The sequence below is a fragment of the Devosia sp. RR2S18 genome (genome assembly GCF_030177755.1).
Classification (GTDB): Bacteria; Pseudomonadota; Alphaproteobacteria; order Rhizobiales; family Devosiaceae; genus Devosia; species Devosia rhizosphaerae.
In genome coordinates, this window is record NZ_CP126539.1 from 2325446 (window position 1) to 2347080 (window position 21635).

Here is a 21635-nt window from a genome sequence, read left to right on the forward strand (position 1 = left end):
GTGTTGTCGCTCCTACAGGAACAGGCTTAGCTGCTGTGTGTTGAGCAGGGGCCGTTATAACCGCGAGACAAGAACCGCCTAGGATGGTCGCAGAACAACAAGAAACCGCAGAGGCGGACGATTCCCCCGCGCGACGGCACTGGTTTGCCCGGGTACGCTCTCGCCTGCGCCTGCTCTACCACAGCCAAGCTGGGTACGCGCAGCGCTTCCAGGCGTCGGTGCTGATCGTCGATTTGGCGATCATCATCTTCTTTATAGCCTCACCACTCCTACGGGATTCGGAAGCCTTCCTGTGGATCGACTATTCCGTTGCAGCCCTGCTAGCGGCGGACTTCATCGCGCGGGCTCTAGCCAGCACCGACATCAGGCGCTGGCTCCGCCAAATACCGGTGATCATCGACATCTTCATCTTGGTCACCCTGCTTGCGCCGACTTGGCTGCTGAATCTAGGCTTCCTCCGGATCATGCGGCTGTGGACGCTGACCCGTACTCGCATCTTCTGGCGTCCTCTCGAAAAGCGCGGTCTCTTGGAGTATCAAGAGCCCATCCAGGCCATGATCAACCTGTTTGTGTTCGTCTTCATGGTGACCGGGTTTGTCTACACGGCGTTCGTGCGCCAAGGAGCTGGCATCACGGGATACGTGGATGCGCTTTATTTCACCGTCACGACCATGACCACCACCGGGTTCGGCGACATCACCTTGCCTGGAACATGGGGCAAGCTCACCTCGGTCGTCATCATGATCATGGGCATTTCGCTCTTCGTGCGGCTTGCCCAAGCTATCTTCCGCCCGCGCAAGGTTCACTTTCCCTGCCCCGAATGCGGCCTGCAAAAACATGATCCCGACGCGGTCCACTGCAAGGCATGCGGGCACATTCTCAACATACCCAATAGCGGGTCCTATTAGCGAATAACCGCGAGCTTTACCCGGAAGCAAGCCCCCGCGAGCTGTCCAGGCACGAGCTCGAGAGACCCGTTCATTCCCGCGATGATCTGGCGCGAGATGGCAAGGCCCAACCCTGCCCCGCTCTGCTCCGAGCCTCGCTCGCCCCGCGCAAATTTCTCGAAGATGAGCTTGCGCTCCGCCTTGGCTACGCCGGGTCCATTATCAGCAATGTCGACGAGATAGCGGCCGGAGCGCACGACGGAACTGATCTGCATGATTGGGTTGCTGGCATCGTTGTACTTCACGGCGTTCGAGATGAGATTGATGAAGACCTGACACAGGCGGTCGCTATCACCATTGACCATGACCGGCTTGGCGCGGCGTCCGCGTTCGACCGTCATGCCTCGTTGGCTCAGCAAGGCGTCACAAACCAAAAGGGCTCGGTCAAGCGCAGCCTCGGCATCTGTCGGCGCATTCGTCCAACTGCGTTCACCCCGCTCCAACGCCGATAAGTCCAGGATTTCATCGAGAAGCCGGGTAAGTCGCAGACTCTCCTGGTGGATAGTGGCAACGAAGCGTTGCCGCTGCCCCTCGTCCAACGCTTCGGGCTGCAGCAATATCTCAGAGAACGATCGGATGGAGGTCATGGGTGTGCGCACTTCGTGGCTCACTTGGCTCAGGAACTCATCCTTCTGGCTGTCGAGCTGGCGCAGTTGCGCATTGGCTTCCTCCAACTTCAGTGCAGTTGTACGTAATTCAGAAGAAGTTCTCTCAAGCTCTTGCGAGTACTCGATAACCTGCTGAGTTTCATCGGCCATTTGCATGACTTCCTCAAGCGAAACGTCGCGGCCGGAAACCACCTTCGACAACATCACATGGGCCGAAGCCGCTCCGATGGAACCGGCCAGTTCACGCTCCAGCTTGCCAATAAAGTCAGGTGAAGGATCGAGCCGGTCGGGTTCGACCCCGCTTCCCTGGGCCGCCGTCTCGAACAAGGTCACTGCACGAGTTTCGCCGAGCACACGTTCCGCAACGAAATAGAGATCGTTTGCTGTCGCCGATCCTCGTACGAAATTGCCCGCAGCCGTGGGCCGGCGGAAGACATCAACAAATACGCTGGCCTGTATTCGCTCTAGCGCCGACTGATTGGTGAGCAACGACACCGTCACGAGCGTCAACACATTCAAGCTGAGGCTCCAAAAGGCGGCATGGGAGAGCGGATCGAGCCCGTCCATCCCGAACATGGCCTCCGGACGCAGCCAGGAGATCCCCCAGGGGCCGTCCCGCATCGTTGCCGACACAGCAGGCGAAAAGCTTTCGAAGGAGGGCAGGAAACTGCACCAGAACCAGACCACGGAGCCAACAGAAATTGCGGCAATCGCCCCCTTCTGTGAAGCCTCTCGCCAGAACAGCGCGGCTAGAACAGCCGGGAAAAACTGTGCAATGGCCGTGAACGAGATCAGCCCGATTGGCGCCAGCGCATCGGAGTCCCGCGTGAAGAAGAAGTAGAAGAAGCCCAGCGACAGGATCAGCAGAATTGAGAAACGTCGCGCCCTGAGCAGCAGGCTCTTTACCCCGCGGCCGTCGCTGCCCTGCCCGGCGCCAAGCCGCAAAGCCAGGGGCATCACGATATGGTTTGAAACCATTATTGATAGCGCGATCGACTCCAGGATGATCATGGAAGTCGCGGATGAAAACCCGCCGATAAAGGCAAACAATGCCAAACTGTCCTGACCCGCAGCAAGCGGCAGCGTCAGTGCAAACATGTCCGGGTTGGCTCCCGCGGGCATGGTGGTGAGCCCATACATCGCGATAGGCAGGATAAAGATGCTCATCAGCAGCATATAGGCGGGAAACGCCCAGGCAGCGACGCGAAGGTGGCTCTCGTCGGAGTTCTCGACCACCGTGACCTGAAACTGCCGTGGCAAGCATACAATGGCGGCAACCGACAGGAACATGGTCGTGACCCAGCGGTCATCAAAACTGTTCTCGGGGTCGATGGTGATGCCAGCAGCGGCGGCCTTAGCGAAGATCCCATCCAGGCCACCACCAATGAACACCACAAAGATGCCAACGGCGAGCAATGCGGTGAGCTTTACCACCGCCTCGAAAGCGATCGCTGCCACGACGCCGTGATGCTGCTCCTTGGCATCCACATGTCGGGTGCCGAAAAGGATAGTGAAAAGCGCCATTCCCGCGGCAACGCCCAAGGCAAGCGTCACGTCATCTATGCCGCGCAGGCTGCCTTGACCGAACTCCGATGAGCCTGCGATGGCCTGGATGGATGATGTCACCGCCTTGAGTTGCAGCGCGATGTACGGAGCAATTCCAATCACCGCAAGAATGGTAACCAGCACGGCAAGCCGATTGGATTTGCCGAACCTCGAGGACAGCAGATCGGCAAGGGAGGTGATCCGCTGATTATGGCTGATGCGCACGAGTCGCCGAAGTAGGAACCACCAGCCGACGAAGACCAGCGTCGGCCCCATATAGATGGTGAGGAACTCGAGGCCGCTGCGAGCAGCATTACCAACCGCGCCATAGAAGGTCCAACTGGTGCAGTAGACCGAGATGGAGAGCGTATAGACGGCCGGGGAGTGTAGCCATGAGCGCTGGTTGGTTCGCGCCCTCCGGTCACCGAAATAGGCGAGAACGAACAGCAGTCCGACGTAGCCGATTGCTGTTGCGATCACGAAGTCGGCCGACAGCACTCAGCCTTCTCCCTCATCTGCCTCGGACATCGGCTCCGGAGGCAATTTGCGCGTAAGCAGCGCCGTCAGCACGATCATCAGCAGCCAAGCGCCGAAAAGATAGAGGATGATCTGTGGTACTCCGAACCGGTTTACCGGCCGGTCAAAGACGTAGACCAGAGGCGGAAAGAACAGCGCTGAACTTGCCACCGTCAGGGCCAGCATCGCGCTTTGCAGCTTACCCCGGTCCAGCATGTTCACCCAGCAGTTGACGCACCGCGCCCACGACCTCGGCATTGGCATAAGGCTTGGTGACAAAGCGGTTGGCCCCCAACTCCTCGGCAATGCGGCGATCCTGCTGTTGCCCCTTGGCGGTAAGAACCAGCACGGGCAAAGCGTGGGTATGGGCGTCCGCTCGAATGTGCTTGAGCACATCGAAGCCGTTTCGCTTCGGCAGCATGACGTCGAGCACCACCATGCGCGGCTGAAACTGACGCAAGGCCGCGATGGCAGCTTCGCCGTCCGTGACAGAACTAATGCTCCAACCTGCTCGCCTCAGAATGAAGTCGAGCGACTCCAAAATACTCGGCTCATCCTCGGCAATGAGAATATCGATAGCCAATGTCCCCCCACGATCTGCACGGTCTCCCCTCCGCGCTGCGACACTTAAGCGCAATCAGCTCGATCCGCCAAGGCCGAACTCTTGAGGCACAAGCGGGCCGCGGGTTTCCCGGTTGCGCCCTGAAGGCGGCGGCGCTTCCTCTTGCCGATCAGGGCAGTCGTGTCGAGTGCACAAGCGACAACTCGGGCCGACCGGCACGTCTGCAGCAGAATTGGTAAGGTCGAGACCTGCTCCGTAGATCGTCCGATCCGCATGCAGGGCATCGCATGCCAGCATGATCGAAACGGGTACAGCTGCCTCCCGGAAGGAGGCGGTTCTGCGCTGTACGGTTCTCGCCAGAAAGAGGTAGCGCGACCCATCCGAGAAGCGCACGACCTGCCGTTGCAGGACGTCCGGTTGGCGGAAGGCCATGTAGACCGCCCAAAGGGGGCAGGCATGACCGCTTTTAGGCAACAGCAAACCGGGAAGCGGGAAGTGCTTGGTGAGGCGACCGGCGGGATCGGAACGCAGAAAGCCGAATGGCACTCCTTCTTGGCCCGGCTTTCGCAGGGTGACGAGGCGATGCGCCACCTGCTCGAAGCTCGCCGAATAGAGCTGCCGCAGCTGATCGATGTCATAGGCGTGTGCGTCAGCATCAGCCAGGAATCGCGCATAGGGGAAGACTATAGCTCCAGCTAGGTAGGACCCCATGGCGCGGGTCGCCAAGCGTCGGGCCAAAGGGGTCGAAAGTACTGCGGCCGAAAGCGAGGTTGCAATCGCGTCAGAGCCCGCTAATTCACCGTAGAGCCGCGCCAACTGAAACTGTCGCGTCGCCAGCGTTGTGGTTCCTGCGAACCAGACCGTTCGGCTTGCCGGATCGTAGCGATACTGCCCAGGGTAGTCCGGAGGAAACTCCCTTGGTCGTGCGCCAACGAGCGTTTGGACACCAAACCCTGCATCGAGCGCCGTCACCATAGCCGCTGGCCCAAATGGTCCGTATTCGGCCAATTCGGAGCGGAGGTTGTCCGCCGCAGTTTCGAGCAGTTCGAAATAGTTGTTGGCATCGAGCAGCAGGTCGTCGATCTCGCGCGCTGGAGAGACGCTACGCCGCTCCTGGCTCGTGCTTTCGAATTGGCCGATAAGGGTACGAGCTACCTCAGTAAGGGTAAGGCTCTCGCGGCCGATGGTAGCCACAAACCGGGCGCGCTCTGTATCGTCCAGCTCTTCGACATCTTGCAGGATTTCGGCGCTGGAGCGGATGGCCGTAACGCCGCTCAGGATCTGATGCAGCAACTGCGACAGCAGCGGATCGGATCGAAGTCGGTCGGCATAGGCCTCTGCTTGGCTTTGTACGTCTCCATACGCTCTGTAGAGTCGTGCCAGCGCAGTGGCGCTGGCGGGATATTGCGCCACGAGTTCCCGCCGCTCGTCAGGTCGGAAGGACACCGACTCAAGCAGGGGATCGGCAAAGCTCTCCTCCAGCTCATGCAGCAGTTTCTGCTCCGCCTTTCCCTCCAACTCGTCGAGGCTAATCGAGAGTTGTTGGGCGATCCGGATCAGCAGGGCACCGCCGACATCGCGTTTATTATTCTCGATGAGATTGAGATAGCTCGGCGAAATGCCGACGGTGCGGGCCAGGGCCGCCTGTGAAATCCCGAGGTTCTTCCGGCGACTGCTGATCCGGAAACCGATCGGTGCACGCATGACCTGCCACTCCCCAGCGCCGCTTCTGTCAACGCATTGACTAGATCAGGTACGATCTAGAACAAGTATTTACAGAATAAGCTCACGATTACAATGCGCTATTGCCTCCATTTTCTCTGTGCCTGAATAATCAGGTAGCGGTGAGCTGACGGCTATGCATCGGCGGCCCCGCGCTAAAAGGAGGAAATCGATGACACTTTGGAAGCGCGGCCTTACCCGTCGTCGGGTGCTGCAGACCGGTCTTGCCGGCATAATCGGGACCGGCGTTGCACCCATGATCTTCACCAAGGGGGCGTGGGCGCAAGAATTCTGCAACAACCCCACCGGTGACACCGTCACCTTTGGGCTGAACCTGCCATTGACCGGCGCCTATGCGGAGGAAGGCGCGGACGAACAGAAGGCCTATGAACTCGCGATCCAGCACCTCAATGGTGAAGGCGATGGTGGCCTGCTCAACGTCATGCAGCCCTCTTCCCTCAAGGGAAATGGCATTCTCGGGAAGAAAGTCGCGTTCGTTACATCCGACAGCCAGACCAAGTCGGACGTTGCTCGTGCCGGCGCGACCCGTATGATCGAGCGCGATGGCGCTATAATGATCACCGGCGGTTCATCCTCGGGTGAAGCCATTGCCGTGCAAGGTCTCTGCCAGGAACTAGGCGTTATCTTCATGGCAGGGCTGACCCACTCCAACGACACAACGGGTAAGGACAAGAAGCGCTACGGTTTCCGCCACTTCTTCAATGCTTATCAGTCAGGCATTGGTCTGGCCCCTGTCCTTGTTCAGGAGTACGGCGCCGATCGCCGCGCCTATCACCTGACAGCCGACTACACCTGGGGCTGGACCCAGGAAGAATCCATCAAGAACGCTACCGAAGCGCTTGGTTGGGAGACCGTAGAAGCGGTTCGTACGCCTCTCGGGGCCGCCGACTTCTCGCAGTATCTGACCCCAGTGCTTAACTCCGGCGCAGATGTCCTGATCCTCAACCACTACGGCACCGACATGGTGAACTCGCTCACCCAGGCGGTGCAATTCGGGATGCGGGATCGTCAGGTTAACGGCAAGAACTTCGAGATCGTCACTCCCCTCATCTCCGAGCTTATGGCCAAGGGCGCTGGCGAGAGCGTCAAGGGCGTGTTCGGCACCTCGAACTGGCACTGGAACCTGCAGGACGAGGGCACCAAAGCCTTCACGAAGTCCTTCGGCGCCGCATACGGCTCGCCACCATCGCAGGCGGCACACACCGCTTATGTTCAGGCGCTGCTCTATGCAGATGCTGTTGAGCGTGCCGGCACCTTCTATCCGCCCGAAGTTATCGCAGCGCTGGAAGGGCACGAGTTCGACAATATGGGCAATGGCCCCACTCTTTACCGTGCCGAAGACCACCAGTGCATCAAGAACGTTCTCGTGGTGCGCGGAAATGAGAATCCGACCAGCGAGTTCGACGTGCTGAACATCGTTCAGGAAGTTCCGCGCGAAGAAGTGGCTTACGACCCCGACATGTTCGGCGGCGAGCTCGGCCCGGCCGAACCTGTGCCGATGTGCTAGTGCCCTGCCCGCCCCGGTGCACCGGGGCGGGCTCCGCTTCAGCCGGAGTCTTCTATGTTTGATGCCATTTTCCTGCAGTTCCTCAATGGACTGGACAAGGGCGGCGCCTATGCCTTGATCGCACTGGGTCTGACCCTGGTGTTCGGTACGCTGGGCGTTGTGAACTTCGCCCACGGTGCGCTCTTCATGCTGGGCGCATTCTGTGCAGTCTTCTTCCGTCAAATGCTGACGCTAGAGACTGTTACGGTCGACGAGACACAGTTGTCCCCCTGGGGAACACCGCTCGAGATACGCGAACCTCTGGTGCAGACCTGGTTCGGCGACCTCGGTGCGGTCCTCGTCAACTACTCGGTGCCCGCTTCCCTCATCCTCACCATTCCGGTGATGCTGATCGTCGGCATCGCGCTGGAACGCGGTATCATCAAGCATTTCTACAAGCGCCCGCATGCCGAGCAGATTCTGGTCACCTTCGGCCTCGCGATCGTTGCGCAGGAAATCATCAAGTCCGTATTTGGCCCCAATCCTCTGCCGCAGCCCATGCCGGTTGAACTGCGTGGCGCCGCCGACATCGGCGCGTGGCTAGGGATGCAGGCAGGCGTGATCACCTACCCCATCTGGCGTTTGGTCTACTTCGCCTTCGCGGCGGTTCTGATCGGAGGGGTGTTCGCCTTTCTTCAGTTTACCACCTTCGGGATGGTGGTGCGCGCTGGCATGGCCGATCGCGAGACCGTCGGCCTCCTTGGCATCAATATTGACCGGCGCTTCACCATCATGTTCGGCCTAGCGGCCGTGGTCGCCGGTATGGCTGGCGTCATGTACACGCCCCTCCTGCCCCCCAACTACCATCTTGGCATGGACTTCCTGGTGCTGAGCTTTGTGGTGGTGGTGGTGGGTGGCATGGGCTCGCTGCCCGGTGCGGTGGCCGCAGGGTTCCTGCTCGGCATCCTCCAATCCTTTGCATCCATGACGCAGGTAAAGGCCCTCATCCCGGGAATCGACCAGATCATCATCTACCTGGTTGCCGTCATCATTCTGCTAGTTCGTCCGCGGGGCCTCTTCGGTCGGCGCGGCGTGATGGAGGCCTAGGCCAATGCTCACTATGTCTCGCAATGACCTGTTGCTCTTCCTTGGCTTCGCCCTGGTCGTGGTCACCATGCCGATTTGGCTGCAGCCTTTCGGCGCCGCTTACCCCGACCTCCTCACGCGCTTCATGATTTTTGCGATCTTTGCGGTGGGCTTCAACATTCTCTTCGGCCTCACGGGCTATCTGAGCTTCGGCCATGCCGCCTTCTTCGGCGTCGGGTCCTACGCGGCCGTATGGTCGTTCAAGCTACTTAGCATGGATGCCCTGCCTGCCATGATCTTCGCTGTGGCAATTTCGGCTGTGTTCGCTCTGGTGATCGGCTTTGTGAGCCTCAGGCGCTCCGGCATCTACTTCTCGATCCTGACGCTCGCCTTCGCGCAGATGAGTTATAATCTCGCCTATTCGGTCCTGACGCCGATCACCAATGGTGAAACGGGTCTGCAGCTCACCCTGTCCGATCCGCGGCACCTCGACCGGCTCTTTGGTGAAGCGGCTGCCCGCCTGCCGGTCCCCAGCATCTTCGGGATGCCACTGACCGGTTACAACGCCTTTTACTTCTGCGCGGCCCTGTTGCTCATCACTTTCTTCCTCGCGCAGCGGATCGCAGGTTCACCATTTGGCATGATGCTCAAGGGCATTAAGTCCAACCAGACGCGCATGAACTACACAGGCTTCAATACCCGCCCCTACACCCTCGCCGCCTTTGTGATCTCCGGAATGTATGCGGGCCTGGCTGGCGGCCTCCTCGCCATTGTCGATCCACTTGCAGGCGCCGAGCGCATGCAGTGGACCGCCTCTGGCGAAGTCGTCCTGATGACCATCCTCGGCGGGGCTGGCACCCTCATCGGACCCGTCATCGGCGCCTGGCTGATCAAGTATTTCGAGAATATCTTCTCCGCGATCAACGAATCCATCCTGGCCCGCTTCTGGGATTTCCTTCCGGAGGGTCTCGATTATGCGGCTGTCGTTGTGACGAGCAAGTTCGTTGGCGAGGGCTGGTTCCTCACGCTGGGCCTCGTGTTCGTGCTGATCGTGGTCTTTCTACCCGGCGGCATTATGGAGGGCGTGCGCCGCATTGCCGGCCTCTTCGATCGCTCTCGGCGGTCCCCAACTAAGCCGGCCAAAGGCGCAGCGCATGCGCAGCCAGCGGAATAGGAGCGCACCATGAGCCAACCTAACATTGTTCTGCATGTCGCCGACGTCCACAAACGCTTTGGAGGACTGCACGCCCTCGCTGACGTGGATCTGCAGATCGAAGAAGGAAAGACTCACGCGATCATTGGCCCTAATGGCGCCGGCAAGTCGACCCTGCTTAACGTCATCATCGGCAAGCTTGCCCCAACGAGCGGACAGGTCGTTTTCGACGGGACTGTGCTGACAGGGCGCAAGCCGCACGAGATCAATCAGCTAGGCATCGCCCGCGTGTTCCAGACCCCGGAGATCTTTCCTGACCTGAGCGTTCTGCACAATGTGATGATACCAGCACTCGCCAAGCGCGACGGGGCTTTCAAGCTCAGCATGCTCCGTTCACTCGAGAGCGAAACATCGGTTCGGGCCGAAGCCGAACATATGCTCGAGGACGTCGGCATGCTTGGACGACGCGAGTCTCCAGCGGGAAGCCTTAGCCGCGGCGACAAGCGGCGGATGGAATTGGCAATGTGCCTGATCCAGCGTCCGCGCCTCCTACTACTCGACGAGCCTACCGCGGGAATGAGCCGGCACGACACCAACACGACGATCGACCTCCTCCAGAAGATTAAGAGCCGCGGGACAACCAAGGTGATCATCGAACACGACATGCATGTGGTGTTCTCCCTGGCGGACAAGATTTCGGTTCTAGCTCAAGGCCGCATTATTGCCGAGGGCACGCCCGACCAGGTGCGTGGCAATCCCAAAGTGCAGGAAGCCTATCTCGGAGGAGCACATTGATGAGCGCCCTGACCATGGAGAACACTATCCTGTCAAATAGCCACGCCGTCAGCGCAGATCCTGCCCCACCCTATTTCAGTATCCAGGACGTCCACGCCTATTATGGCGAGAGCTATATTGTTCAGGGTGTCTCGCTTGACATTCGTCAGGGGGAGATCCTGGCGCTGCTTGGCCGCAACGGCGCCGGCAAATCCTCCACCCTCCGCACGATCGCCCGGCTGGACAAGCCACAGATGCGCGAAGGCGAGATCTGGCTCGACGGTCAACCAATCCATCGCATGAGAAGCTTCGAGGCAGCTCGGGCTGGTATCCAACTGGTGCCGGAGGACCGCCGCATCATCGCGGGGTTAACCGTGGAAGAGAACCTCACGCTAGCCAAGGTAGCCCCAGGAGATGGCTGGAGTCTTGAACGGATCTACGAGAGCTTTCCGAGGTTGGCGGAGCGACGCAGGCAGGAAGGCGTGACGCTCTCGGGGGGCGAGCAGCAGATGCTGGCCATCGCTCGGGCGCTCGCTCGCGACCTTAAGCTCCTGCTTCTGGACGAGCCCTACGAAGGCCTAGCACCCGTTATCGTGCAGGAAATCGAACGCATCCTGCACTCCATCAAGTCACTGGGCATCACCACCATCATCGTTGAGCAGAATGCGGTTGCGGCGCTGAAGCTCGCTGACCGCGCCGTCATCCTCGACACTGGTGAAGTCGCCTTCACAGGCACTGCCAAGGAGGTCTTGGACAACGCAGAACTTCGCCACGAATATCTGGCGATCTAGCTTTCACACCCTGGACCTCAAGGTTCAAAGGCATTCCGCCGATTCAACCTCTCCCCGCCGAGAGGCCCAGGGTGTGAAACGTCGTTTAAGCGAGTGGCAGCGGGCTGCCCTCCACCTCAGGAGCGGCTGGTGCGATCTCGATCCCCTCAGCTTCGAGGGCGCGCCGGATATCCCGTGCGAGATCGACCGCTCCAGGCGTGTCGCCGTGCAGGCAGATGGATCTGGCAGCCGACTGAAGAATGGTACCGTCAACGGCAACTATCTCGCCGCGTCTGGCCAGCCGCAAACAGCGGCCAATAACCACCTCAGGTTCATGGATCACTGCACCGTCTGTCGTGCGCGATAAAAGCAGTCCTTCAGCCGAATAGGCGCGGTCGGCATACGCCTCACGGATTAGTGGCATCCCCAATGCTTTTGCTGCCCGCACCTGCTCGCTGTTGTCGAGCGCCATCACCGCCATTCTGCGGTTCATCGTCTGGATGCTGGCATATATGCCAACCGCAAGGGCCAACTCCTCAGCAGTTTGATTGGCCAGTGCGCCGTGCAGCTTCACGTACTCCAGGGAAACATCGGCTTCCTCGGCGAGGTGGTGGACTAGGAACAGCTGCGAACGAATCTGGCCCAGCAGTTGATCGAGCGGCATCACGAGCCGGAAGCGGCCGAAGCGCTCCCGATCGGCATATCCCGGATGAGCACCAGCGCGCACGCCGCGTGCTTTGCAGGTCTTTAGAATACGCCGGATGGTTGGCGCATCCCCCGCGTGGCCACCACACGCGATGGAGGCGCTCGAAACGACCTCGAGTAGATCATCATCGGCGCCCATGCCTTCGCCTAGATCGGCATTGAGATCGATCGAGTTCATTTTTGTCCCCGAAGAAGCCGATGCGCATGCTCCACCGACACAGGCGCGAAGGCAACCGCCTGCCCCGGTCGCATCTGGGCAAAGCGGTCCAGGTCTGCGGTTATCATACTGGCGATCCGCGGGTATCCGCCCGTCGGCTGGTGATCACGCATCAGAACGATAGGCGAGCCGTCTCCCAGGATCTGTATGTCTCCCGGGACCACGGCGTCCGAGACCAGCGACAAGCTGGTGGTACTGGCAAAAACACCAGCTTCGTCCTCCAACCTCACGCCCATTCGATCCAGTCGCCGCGAAATAGCAAAGGCCGCCGAACAGAAACGGTCCCGCACCTCTGCGGGAAAGGCATGCGCGTGGATGCCCCAGATAAAGCGGATGGGCCCTTCCTCATAGCGGGGGACTGGATGGTCGACATAGTGGTTCTGATCGTTTGCCGTGAGCTCGATCAGGTCCCCGGCCTCTAAGCCGCGACCGTCTAAGCCACCAAGCCGGACACGCGTGCTGGTGGCGCGGCTGCCCAAAACAGGCTCCAGACCAAACTCACTATTGAACCGCAGATAGCCGTAATTCCCCGAAGCACCGGGAGTGATCGATAGCACATCGCCGGCGGAGACTGCGGCCGCCGCGGGCCATGCGAGCTTGGAGCCGTTCAGTTTGGCGTTGAAGATACCACCCGCCAGCCCAATTCGGCACTTTCCGGATTCGACCACCAGATCAAGTCCAGCAAGGGTGAACTCGATGCCTGCCCCCGAAGCCTTGGCCAGCTTTCCCGCCAGATCGAACGCTCCACGATCCATCGGCCCTGACGCACTCAGGCCGTGCCGGAGCATGCCGAAGCGCCCCACATCCTGGATTGTAGTGAGGGGGGCAACGCGCTGTAGCCGGATCCTGGCCCTCACGGTACGACCTCGAACCGCACCCGGTCGCCGGCTCCCAATCGGGTGGGCGGATCGCTGCGGGCATCGAAGTTCGAGAACTCCGTCCAGCCGATCACATGCCAGCCTGTCGGCATCTCCGTCGCCGCTATGGCGGTTTGCCCAGCCGCAAACAGCAAGCTCCCCGCCGACACCTTGGCGCGCACGCTGGAGCGGCGGGGCAGATAGAGGTGTTGCGAGTGCAAGCCAAGATAGACAAACCCCGGTGCAAAGCCGGTCGCCAAGACCTTAAGGTCAGAGGCGTTATGTGCTGCAGCGAAGTCACTGGGCGTCATGCCCAGGCTGTCCGCCACCTCTTGGAGGTCTGGTCCACCCTCCCCGCCAAAAGTCGCCGGAATGACCCAGTCGGTTGACGGAGCGGCTTCAGCCCCGCCCAACCTAATCATCCGCAGCCGTAATTCGCCGGCGACCCGCGCAGGATCTGTGCGCAACGGATCGTACCGGAGCAGCACCGAGACAAGATTGGGTGCCAGCTCAACGACACCTGGCAGAGGGTCGGCGTCTAACTCCGTCGTCAGCGCAATAGCGGCGGCGTTCGCCTGCTCATCCACAACAGTGGCGAACCGCACCAGCAGTGCCGCATCGCCAATGGGCAGCACGGTGGGCGTGGGGAGTTTTGGCCAAGCAATCACATCGGGCTTCCGGACTGAACGAACACCAAACAGTCGTGTCCGACAGTCCGGCTGCGGTCAACTGCAGGAGCAGCAAACCGGCACGCGACAGCGGCTGCCTCCTCAGTTCAGCTCTTGGCCGTCCTGCTCCACCACGGCGTCGAACAAAATCCGAGCCTGCCCTGGCCCGATCGCCTCGATGGCGACCGCCGCGATGGCAGCGAACAGTTCAGCGATTTCCTGGGGATCGGTGATTTCGGCGTCGTCGTCTTCGGCGTCGGCGTTGATCAGGGTAAACACTGTAACGCGCCTCCACATTTGCCAATGACAGGAGTGTGCTGCGATTCCTGTTACAGAATAAATAATGGAAATGGACGATTGCGTGCCAGCAGACCCGTTGCCTGTTAGGTCAACCAGACTTACTCTTCGCCAGCTTCAAGGCGCTCGATATAGGCTTCGATGTCCTCGAAGCTCGCGGAAAATGGCTTGGGCGTGTCGCCATAGACGATCTTAAAACTTGCGTCGTCCCGCAACGCGTGACCGCCGGCGCCGCCAAGCACCTTGATCTTGTCCGATGTAAGAATCGTCAGCCCGTGCCGTGCCGCAATCCGCTTCATGCGGCGCATGCGCGAAGCTTCGAATTCCTTGCGGCTCACCTGAATTTCCTTCCGTGAGGAGAATGGCGGGCAGGGAGGGATTCGAACCCCCGGAAGGCTTGCACCTTCGCCGGTTTTCAAGACCGGAGCAATCAACCGCTCTGCCACCTGCCCGACGCATGAGCGTTTAGCGGCAGAGCGGGACAGTGTCCAGTGCCGAGCTAAGGCAGCAGCACCACAGATCCCGTGGTTTGCCGCGCTTCGAGCGCTCGGTGCGCCTCGGCAGCATCCGCCAAGGGGAAAGTCTGGCCGATCTGCACCTTGATTGCGCCATTCGCTATCGCCTTGAACAGCATGCGCGCGCCCTCCAAAAGGTCTTCTCGCGTGGAGAAATAGGCATTGCCGGTGGGACGGGTCACATACAGCGACCCTTTGCGCGCGAGCACCGTCACGTCGGGAATGGAAACCACGCCTGATGCGTTGCCGAAGCTCACCATGAGACCACGCGGTCGCAGGCAATCGAGAGATTTTTCGAACGTCGCTTTGCCTACACCGTCATAGACCACGTCCACGCCCCTGCCCTCGGTCAATTCGCGCACGCGGACGGCGAAATCTTCCGAGTTGTAGTTGATGACGTGGTCACAGCCATGCCGCCGCGCGTGGTCGACTTTCTCGTCAGTTCCCGCCGTTCCGATCACCGTCGCTCCCAGCGATTTGGCCCACTGCGTGGCGATCAGGCCGGTGCCGCCTGCTGCCGCATGCCAAAGGATTGTCTCGCCTTCGGCCAGGGCCCAGGTTTTGAAAAGGAGGTAGTAGGCGGTCAGGCCCTTGAGCATGACGGCGGCTGCGGTCTGGTCGTCTACACCTTCGGGGATCGGGACGACGCGGTCGGCCGCGGCCAGGCGTTCCGTGGCGTAGGCGCCGATTTGCCCCTGGTAGGCCACCCGGTCACCTACCTGCAGATGGGACACGCCCTCCCCAATTGCGGTGACGACACCGGCGCCCTCATTACCCCCGATGAACGGAGTCTGAACGGGATAAAGCCCTGAGCGCTGATAGGTATCGATGAAATTGAGCCCGATTGCAGACTGCCGAAGCTTCACCTGACCCGGACCCGGAGCGGCAACCTCCTGCTCCTCGAAGCTCAGGACCTCAGGACCACCGGTTTCACGAACAAAAATTGCTTTAGCCATTGATTTGGACTCCGGAACTTCAGGGGGCGGTCATGGGTGGGGACTGTGCTCGGCCAATCTAAGCAGTGCTGCAGCCGCCGGGAACCCCATCGGAGGTGATTTCACCTGGGCTTGCGGCATTCCGCAGCAGCCTTGCCGTGCCGGACCGCTGGTAGGGTCGCCTAACCCAATGTAACCTTCCCGTTCGATTTGCTGTAGCGCCAGAAGTGGAGATCAAGCCAATGAGCGTGCACGATGCAGAAGCGGTGGTAGTCGGCGGCGGGCTTGCCGGTATGGCGGCAGCGATTGCCGTAGCTGCAGCTGGCCTACGGACCCTCCACCTAGCACCGCCCGCCCCAGCGGACCGGCGCACTTCGGCGCTGATGATGCCGAGCGTTGACTATCTCCGGACCGCGGGGCTTATTGAAGCTCCGGCCGCTATGGGCCATGCGCTGACGCAGATCCGCATCATCGACGCAACCAACCGGCTGATCCGGGCGCCCGAAACACTATTCGACGCCAGGGAGTCGGGGCTCGAAGCGTTCGGATGGAATTTTGCCAACAGCAAGCTGCTGGAACGGTTCCAGGCCGTTGCCGAGCAGCAGGGTAACCTCGAGCGGCGCAATCTATCGGTTACCGGTCTCTCCCATCGCAGCGATGGCCCCGAATTGACCCTCGCGGATGGCACTACCATACGCGCTCCACTGATCGTTGGTGCGGATGGCAAAAAGTCTCTCATTCGCGCTGCGGGCGGCTTTCGCGCGCGGGAGAACGGTTTCACCCAGGCCGCCCTGGTATGCGATCTTGACCTTGCCCGCCCGATCGGGGGCACCTCGGTCGAGTTCCATTACCAGCAAGGCCCGTTCACTCTGGTGCCGGCGGGGGACAATCGCGCGAACCTTGTATGGATTGATGATCGGGCGGTCCTGCAGGAGGCGCAATCGGGTGGCAAGGAGCGCTTGCTGACCATGCTTGCAGAAAAGTCGCAGCGCCTGTTTGGTCGCGTCGAACTGGCGACCCCGGCCCATGTTTTTCCGCTCAGCACATTGAGCGTCGAGAAGGCTGGCGATCGTGGGGTGGTGCTTGTTGGCGAAGCCGCCCACGCTTTCCCGCCAATTGGCGCTCAAGGGCTCAATCTAGGTTTGCGAGACGTCGCCGATCTGGCCGATGTATTGGCTTGCGTGGACCGCTCCGCTCCTCGATGGGCTGAGCAGGTCAGCCAGTCCTATGCGACACGGCGTGCAGCCGACCTCGCGCGCACGGGCGGCATGGTCGACACACTTTTCCGCTCGCTACTTTCTGAAATGCTGCCGGCGCAGGCGCTGCGTGCCGGCGGCCTTTGGGCGCTCAAATTGCTGCCACCCTTGCGCAGGCAGGCCTTCTCAATCGGCATGGGCCTTCGCTAAAACAAAGGGGGTGCGGCTTAGCCGCGCCCCCTCATTTGTGGATTTGTTCGGCGCTTACTGAGCGGCAGGGGCCTCAGCCGGCGTTTCGGCAGGGGTCTCAGTGCCTTCTGCACCACCATCCAACTGGCGGCGCAGGTTTTCGGCGCGATCCTGCAGAACCTGCTCAAGGGCGTTCTCACCCGAGGTTTCCTGCTGGAACTGCTCGAACGTCAGCGACTCTTCGCTGTCATAGGTCGCGGTGAACCCGGCAAGACTGATCTCAATCGTCAGGTCTTCGTTCTGACGGTTCTTGGCAGTCAGCTTGAGCGTGCTGCCCTTCTTGAGGGAGTTGATATACTGCTCGTTCACGACCAGTTGTGTGGCGCAGGAGGTCGGGTCGCACAGCATGTAAGGTACGCGGACCGGCTCGGAGCCGTCGATCTGCCAGGTTAGGCCGAAAGGCAGCAGGACGCCGAGCGGAACCGCGGCAACTGCCAGCAGGCGGCTTTCCTGACCCGGATCATCGCGCAGCAGGAAAGAACCAAGAAACTGGCCGTTCGCCAGGACGACCTGGCGCATGATGCAGGCCTTCTGACCATCAGGAAGCGGATCGCACACCTTCAGCCAGTTCTGCGATGGCGCCGCTGTACTCGGGGCTGCTGCCGCAGCGGCTGGCGCTTCGGCGGCGGGAGCCTCTGGAGCGGCTTCCTGCGCGATAGCCGACAAGGGGGACAGCATCATCGCGGCCACTGCGAAACCGGCGACGAGGGGTTTCCTGATGTTCATAGAGTTTCCTTGGCTTCCTTGGCGGTTTAGCGGCATAGGCCGCCGGCAAATTCGAAGTGCCCTTCAAGGGGTCAAATCGGGCAATAACATGACCGATCACCCTTGCCAAAGCGTTAGACAAAACGAGGGCGAACGGGCGCAGGGCGCCCGTTCTCTGTGCTGCGGAGGTCAACCGCAACAGCAGAGTAACATCACATTGAACGGCAATGAGCCTAGCCCTTCTGTGTAAGGGCAGTCCAGTACCCTACGACATCTCTTCCACGAGCTTGGCCAAGCGTGAGAGAATCGCGGCTGCGCCTTTGAGACGCGCCTCCGGGTTGGGCCAGTTCCGCACAAAGACGAGCTTCTGATCGGGCTTGATACGCACCTGGTTGGCAGGATCGCTGACCAGCTTCACCAACCCAGCCGGATTGGGGAACTCGTTGTTGCGCAGCGTCAGTACAGCGCCCTTGGGGCCTGCATCCACCTTCTCGACGTTAGCCTTGCGACACAAAGCCTTCACCAGGATAACCTTAAGCAGCGCTTCAACTTCATCCGGCAGCGGGCCGAAGCGGTCGATTAGCTCGGCACCCGCAGCATCTATGTCCCTGATGTCGGTGAGGTCACCCAGGCGGCGGTAAAGCTGCATGCGCAACTGCAGGTCGGGTACATAGTGCTCTGGGATCATCACCGGCATGCCGAGAGAGATCTGCGGGCTCCACTCGTTTTTGTCCTCGTAATCCTCCTCACCGCTCTTGAGGTTGGCGACAGCCTCCTCGAGCATGGCTTGGTAGAGCTCGAACCCGACTTCGCGGATGTGGCCCGACTGCTCGTCACCCAGGAGATTACCCGCACCGCGAATATCCAGGTCATGGCTGGCAAGCTGGAACCCTGCACCGAGACTTTCGAGCGATTGCAGCACGCCAAGCCGCCGCTCGGCAGTATCGGTAAGCTTGCGATCGGGCGGCACGGTGAAGAGGGCATAGGCGCGCTGCTTGCTGCGCCCAATGCGACCGCGGATCTGATAGAGTTGCGCGAGCCCAAACTGATCGGCTCGATGGACGATCAGCGTGTTGGCGTTGGGAATATCAAGCCCTGATTCGACAATGGTGGTGGCGAGCAACACGTCGAACTTGTTGTCGTAGAAAGCATTCATGATGTCGTCGAGTTCGCCCGGCGGCATCTGGCCGTTGGCGACGACGAAATTCACCTCCGGGACCTGCGCCCGCAGGAACTCGGCGACCTCGTGCTGGTCCTTGATGCGCGGCACCACATAGAAGCTCTGCCCACCACGATACTTCTCGCGCAACAGTGCTTCGCGCACGGAAAGCGGATCAAACGGTGCAATAAAGGTGCGGATGGTGAGCCGGTCCACCGGCGGCGTCGCCAAGAGGCTGAGATCGCGGACGCCCGTGAGTGCAAGTTGCAGCGTGCGTGGGATAGGGGTCGCACTCAGGGTCAGCACATGAACATTGGCCTTGAGCTCCTTGAGGCGCTCCTTGTGACCAACGCCAAAGTGCTGCTCCTCGTCGATGATGAGCAGCCCGAGGTCCTTGAACTTGATGGTTTTGCTGAGCAGCGCGTGGGTGCCCACCACGATATCCACCTGCCCGTCCGCAAGTCCTTCCTTGGTCGCCTTGAGCTCGGAGGCGCTGACCATGCGCGAGGCATGGCGGACCCGCACGGGAAGGCCGGCGAAGCGCTCGGAGAAGGTCTTGAAGTGCTGGCGTGAGAGCAGCGTCGTCGGTACCACCACGGCAACCTGCTTGCCGGAAAGCGCCACGGCGAAGGCGGCCCGGAGTGCCACCTCGGTCTTGCCGAAACCCACATCGCCACAGACCAGGCGATCCATCACGCGCCCCGAGGTCAGATCATCGAACACCGCCTCGATGGCGTTGAGCTGGTCTTCCGTCTCTTCATAGGGGAAGCGCGCCACGAACTCGTCGTAGGCGCCCGAATTGATGTCGACGGCCTCAGCCTTGGTGAGCTGCCGGGCCGCCGCGATCTTGATGAGCTGCTCCGCCATCTCGCGGATGCGCTTCTTGAGACGGCCCTTCTTGGCCTGCCATGCGACGCCACCGAGCTTGTCGAGGGTAACGCTGGCATCGTCAGCCCCATAGCGCGTCAGCAGCTCGATGTTCTCGACCGGGAGATAGAGCTTGGTGTCGCCACCATATTCGAGCTCGACACATTCATGCGGGGCGCCACCAGCCTGAATGACCTTGAGCCCGAGGAAGCGGCCGATGCCATGGTCGACGTGAACGACAAGGTCGCCCGCCGCAAGGCTCGCAGCTTCGGTCAGGGCATCGGAGGCTTTCTTTTTGCGCTGCGGCCGCAGGATGCGTTCGCCAAGGATATCCTGCTCGGAAAGAACCAGCAGGTCCTTGGTCTCGAAACCTGTTTCCAGGGGCAGCACCACGAGAGACGTGGTGGCGGCGCTGGTCGTCTCGGCATCGCGCCAATTGTCGGCGAGCCTTGGATTGTTAAGGCCATGGTCCTGCAGCACCTGCGCCATGCGATCGCGCGTACCGGCACTCCAGCAGGCAACGACACTGCGACGGCCGTTGCGCCGCTCGGCGAGGAGCCGATCGACGATAGCCTGGAATAGATTGGTCTCTGCGGACTGCCGCTCGGCAGCAAAGCTCGGCGGCAGGTGCCCGCCGGCGTCGTCCACGGCCTTCGTTTCGGGCGCCATGAACTGGGACAGCTGAATGACCGAGGCACCGGCTAGCTGGTAGGGGTGCGTATCGACATCGTAGAGCAGGCCAGGCTGGATCGGCTTGTAGGGCGCCCCTGCCCCGGCTACCGCTGGCAACAGCCGAGCCGACTCACGCGTCTCGTAGTAGTCGCGAATCTGTTCGGCACGTTCGCCATAGGCCTCGACGGACTGGTCATCGAACACGAAAGGCGCGTCGCCGGTGTAGTCAGCCAGTGCATCGAGGTGCTCGTAGAAGAAGGGCAGCCAGTGCTCGGTGCCCGAGTAGCGCGAGCCACCGCTGACCGAGGCGTAGAGTGGATCATCGACCGTATTGCCGCCAAAGGCCGCCGTGTAGTTCTGGCGGAAACGCTTGATGGTCTCTTCGTTGAGAACGACCTCGCTCATCGGCGTCAGATCGATACGCTTGAGCTGTCCGGTGGTGCGCTGGGAGTCAGGATCGAAGGTGCGGATGGTCTCAAGTTGGCTGCCGAAGAAGTCAAACCGGAGCGGCGCTTCGGCATTGGCCGGGAAGAGGTCGATCAGCCCGCCGCGTACGGCGAACTCGCCGCTCTCGCGCACCGTCGGCACGCGCAGATACCCGTTGTTGGCGGCCCAGGCGATCAGCTTCTCGCTGTCCACCACGCGCCCGGCGGCGGCCGAGAACGACATGGTCTCGACGATGTCGCGCGGCGGCAGCTTCTGAATGAGGGCGTTGACGGCCGTCAGAACGATGGCGCCCTTGGCCTCGCCGGTCAGCGCCGCGAGGGTGTTCATCCGGGCAGCAATCGTAACGTTGTTGGGCGACACCCGATCATAGGGCAGGCTGTCCCAGGCGGGTAGCATCAGCAGCTGGTGTCCTGGCATCATGACACGCAGGACATCGGCCATGCGCTGCAGCCGGCGACCATCGCGCGCCACGAAAACTAGGCTGACCTTGTCGTCAGGCGCCGTTTCCAGCCGCTGCTGGACCAGTTTGGCCAGTTGCATGGGCTGCATGCCATCGGGAACATTGGCGATGGTGCGCGTTGGCCGCTGGGGAAGATGTTCGTTCATTTGCCGATCCGCTCCTGGTGATCAGCGATCACGAGCGCCAGGAATTCCTGATCCACATTGTCCGGTGGCGTTTCCTGCCCCATGACCCATTTGAGCAGATGGGGATCTTCCTCGCTCATCAAGGCCTCGAGCCGGTCGAGTTCGTCGTGGTCCATATGCTCGGTATGCGCATCGGCATAGGGGCCGAGCACCAGGTCCATCTCACGGGTGCCCCGGTGCCAGGCGCGGTAACGCAGCTTCTTGCGGCGCATAGCAATGTCTTCACGGCTCGCCATTTGTGACGCCATGATCCCCATTCCCTTGAATTCGGCGCCTTCCTTACGCGCATCGCCGGAGTTTGTCAGCCGTCA

Annotated in this window: 20 protein-coding genes and 1 tRNA gene; 7 read left to right on the top strand and 14 right to left on the bottom strand. The window is 60.9% G+C overall.

Features of this window, described 5'->3' with window-relative positions:
- Positions 1–83: 83 nt before the first annotated feature.
- On the top strand, positions 84–908 hold the full coding sequence (locus QOV41_RS11505; RefSeq protein WP_284576705.1) for an ion channel: 825 nt from the start codon (positions 84–86) through the stop codon (positions 906–908).
- Here the strand turns inward: QOV41_RS11505 and QOV41_RS11510 are convergent.
- The 4 genes from QOV41_RS11510 to QOV41_RS11525 are packed head-to-tail and all read right to left on the bottom strand — an operon-like array spanning position 905 to position 5882.
- A complete protein-coding gene (locus QOV41_RS11510) occupies positions 905–3598 on the bottom strand; it encodes a sensor histidine kinase (protein ID WP_284576707.1) in 2694 nt (897 codons plus the stop codon). The two genes, QOV41_RS11505 and QOV41_RS11510, sit on opposite strands and share 4 nt — an antisense overlap.
- Positions 3599–3832, bottom strand: a complete 234-nt coding sequence (locus tag QOV41_RS11515) for a hypothetical protein (protein WP_284576709.1) — start codon at positions 3830–3832, stop codon at positions 3599–3601.
- Complete coding sequence (locus QOV41_RS11520; protein ID WP_284576711.1) at positions 3816–4199, bottom strand: response regulator transcription factor; 384 nt, start codon at positions 4197–4199, stop codon at positions 3816–3818. Before QOV41_RS11520 ends, QOV41_RS11515 begins: the two co-directional genes overlap by 17 nt.
- A 54-nt stretch (positions 4200–4253) precedes the next feature.
- Positions 4254–5882: a helix-turn-helix domain-containing protein gene (locus QOV41_RS11525; RefSeq protein ID WP_284576713.1), complete on the bottom strand. Its 1629-nt coding sequence runs from the start codon at positions 5880–5882 to the stop codon at positions 4254–4256.
- A gap of 190 nt (positions 5883–6072) precedes the next feature.
- Here QOV41_RS11525 and QOV41_RS11530 point away from each other — a divergent pair, with 190 nt between their 5' ends.
- The 5 genes from QOV41_RS11530 to QOV41_RS11550 are packed head-to-tail and all read left to right on the top strand — an operon-like array spanning position 6073 to position 11211.
- On the top strand, positions 6073–7428 hold the full coding sequence (locus QOV41_RS11530) for a substrate-binding protein (protein WP_284576715.1): 1356 nt from the start codon (positions 6073–6075) through the stop codon (positions 7426–7428).
- 54 nt (positions 7429–7482) lie between these two features.
- Positions 7483–8514, top strand: coding sequence for a branched-chain amino acid ABC transporter permease (locus QOV41_RS11535; RefSeq protein ID WP_284576717.1), 1032 nt, complete (start codon positions 7483–7485; stop codon positions 8512–8514).
- A gap of 4 nt (positions 8515–8518) precedes the next feature.
- Positions 8519–9667: a branched-chain amino acid ABC transporter permease gene (locus QOV41_RS11540; RefSeq protein WP_284576719.1), complete on the top strand. Its 1149-nt coding sequence runs from the start codon at positions 8519–8521 to the stop codon at positions 9665–9667.
- A 9-nt stretch (positions 9668–9676) separates the two neighbouring features.
- Positions 9677–10441, top strand: coding sequence for an ABC transporter ATP-binding protein (locus QOV41_RS11545; protein WP_284576721.1), 765 nt, complete (start codon positions 9677–9679; stop codon positions 10439–10441).
- A 14-nt stretch (positions 10442–10455) separates the two neighbouring features.
- Complete coding sequence (locus tag QOV41_RS11550) at positions 10456–11211, top strand: ABC transporter ATP-binding protein (RefSeq protein WP_284581294.1); 756 nt, start codon at positions 10456–10458, stop codon at positions 11209–11211.
- Positions 11212–11296: 85 nt separating this feature from the next.
- Here QOV41_RS11550 and QOV41_RS11555 read toward each other — a convergent pair whose 3' ends face one another.
- The 7 genes from QOV41_RS11555 to QOV41_RS11585 all read right to left on the bottom strand — a co-directional run bounded on the left by QOV41_RS11555 (position 11297) and on the right by QOV41_RS11585 (position 15405).
- Positions 11297–12073 carry a LamB/YcsF family protein gene (locus QOV41_RS11555; RefSeq protein ID WP_284576723.1) on the bottom strand — a complete coding sequence of 259 codons (777 nt, stop codon included), beginning with the start codon at positions 12071–12073 and terminating at the stop codon, positions 11297–11299.
- Positions 12070–12969: a 5-oxoprolinase subunit C family protein gene (locus tag QOV41_RS11560; RefSeq protein ID WP_284576725.1), complete on the bottom strand. Its 900-nt coding sequence runs from the start codon at positions 12967–12969 to the stop codon at positions 12070–12072. The genes QOV41_RS11555 and QOV41_RS11560 overlap by 4 nt, the downstream gene beginning before the upstream one ends.
- A complete protein-coding gene (locus tag QOV41_RS11565) occupies positions 12966–13637 on the bottom strand; it encodes a 5-oxoprolinase subunit B family protein (RefSeq protein ID WP_284576726.1) in 672 nt (223 codons plus the stop codon). The genes QOV41_RS11560 and QOV41_RS11565 overlap by 4 nt, the downstream gene beginning before the upstream one ends.
- 102 nt (positions 13638–13739) lie before the next feature.
- Positions 13740–13916, bottom strand: a complete 177-nt coding sequence (locus QOV41_RS11570) for a hypothetical protein (protein ID WP_284576727.1) — start codon at positions 13914–13916, stop codon at positions 13740–13742.
- 119 nt (positions 13917–14035) lie between these two features.
- Positions 14036–14272, bottom strand: a complete 237-nt coding sequence (locus QOV41_RS11575; RefSeq protein ID WP_284576729.1) for a hypothetical protein — start codon at positions 14270–14272, stop codon at positions 14036–14038.
- A 24-nt stretch (positions 14273–14296) separates the two neighbouring features.
- Positions 14297–14386: transfer RNA gene (locus tag QOV41_RS11580), tRNA-Ser, on the bottom strand.
- 47 nt (positions 14387–14433) lie between these two features.
- On the bottom strand, positions 14434–15405 hold the full coding sequence (locus tag QOV41_RS11585) for a quinone oxidoreductase family protein (RefSeq protein WP_284576730.1): 972 nt from the start codon (positions 15403–15405) through the stop codon (positions 14434–14436).
- Between the two features lie 221 nt (positions 15406–15626).
- On the opposite strand from QOV41_RS11585, the gene QOV41_RS11590 reads away from it, so the two are divergent.
- Positions 15627–16790 carry an FAD-dependent monooxygenase gene (locus QOV41_RS11590; RefSeq protein ID WP_284576732.1) on the top strand — a complete coding sequence of 388 codons (1164 nt, stop codon included), beginning with the start codon at positions 15627–15629 and terminating at the stop codon, positions 16788–16790.
- A 54-nt stretch (positions 16791–16844) separates the two neighbouring features.
- Here the strand turns inward: QOV41_RS11590 and QOV41_RS11595 are convergent, their stop codons facing one another.
- From QOV41_RS11595 to QOV41_RS11605, 3 genes are all read right to left on the bottom strand, one after another.
- Positions 16845–17555, bottom strand: coding sequence for an invasion associated locus B family protein (locus QOV41_RS11595; protein WP_284576734.1), 711 nt, complete (start codon positions 17553–17555; stop codon positions 16845–16847).
- Between the two features lie 244 nt (positions 17556–17799).
- Positions 17800–21285, bottom strand: a complete 3486-nt coding sequence (mfd, locus tag QOV41_RS11600; RefSeq protein WP_284576736.1) for a transcription-repair coupling factor — start codon at positions 21283–21285, stop codon at positions 17800–17802.
- A complete protein-coding gene (locus QOV41_RS11605; RefSeq protein WP_284576738.1) occupies positions 21282–21572 on the bottom strand; it encodes an FAD assembly factor SdhE in 291 nt (96 codons plus the stop codon). The genes mfd and QOV41_RS11605 overlap by 4 nt, the downstream gene beginning before the upstream one ends.
- Positions 21573–21635 lie beyond the last annotated feature (63 nt).

Coding starts and splice junctions, on each gene's coding strand:
- QOV41_RS11530 (WP_284576715.1), top strand. CDS start 6,073: ATGACACTTTGGAAGCGCGGCCTTACCCGTCGTCGGGTGCTGCAGACC.
- QOV41_RS11555 (WP_284576723.1), bottom strand. CDS start 12,073: ATGAACTCGATCGATCTCAATGCCGATCTAGGCGAAGGCATGGGCGCC.
- QOV41_RS11590 (WP_284576732.1), top strand. CDS start 15,627: ATGAGCGTGCACGATGCAGAAGCGGTGGTAGTCGGCGGCGGGCTTGCC.
- QOV41_RS11595 (WP_284576734.1), bottom strand. CDS start 17,555: ATGAACATCAGGAAACCCCTCGTCGCCGGTTTCGCAGTGGCCGCGATG.
- QOV41_RS11515 (WP_284576709.1), bottom strand. CDS start 3,832: ATGCTGGACCGGGGTAAGCTGCAAAGCGCGATGCTGGCCCTGACGGTG.
- QOV41_RS11540 (WP_284576719.1), top strand. CDS start 8,519: ATGCTCACTATGTCTCGCAATGACCTGTTGCTCTTCCTTGGCTTCGCC.
- QOV41_RS11605 (WP_284576738.1), bottom strand. CDS start 21,572: ATGGCGTCACAAATGGCGAGCCGTGAAGACATTGCTATGCGCCGCAAG.
- QOV41_RS11550 (WP_284581294.1), top strand. CDS start 10,456: ATGGAGAACACTATCCTGTCAAATAGCCACGCCGTCAGCGCAGATCCT.
- mfd (WP_284576736.1), bottom strand. CDS start 21,285: ATGAACGAACATCTTCCCCAGCGGCCAACGCGCACCATCGCCAATGTT.
- QOV41_RS11535 (WP_284576717.1), top strand. CDS start 7,483: ATGTTTGATGCCATTTTCCTGCAGTTCCTCAATGGACTGGACAAGGGC.
- QOV41_RS11505 (WP_284576705.1), top strand. CDS start 84: ATGGTCGCAGAACAACAAGAAACCGCAGAGGCGGACGATTCCCCCGCG.
- QOV41_RS11545 (WP_284576721.1), top strand. CDS start 9,677: ATGAGCCAACCTAACATTGTTCTGCATGTCGCCGACGTCCACAAACGC.
- QOV41_RS11525 (WP_284576713.1), bottom strand. CDS start 5,882: ATGCGTGCACCGATCGGTTTCCGGATCAGCAGTCGCCGGAAGAACCTC.
- QOV41_RS11585 (WP_284576730.1), bottom strand. CDS start 15,405: ATGGCTAAAGCAATTTTTGTTCGTGAAACCGGTGGTCCTGAGGTCCTG.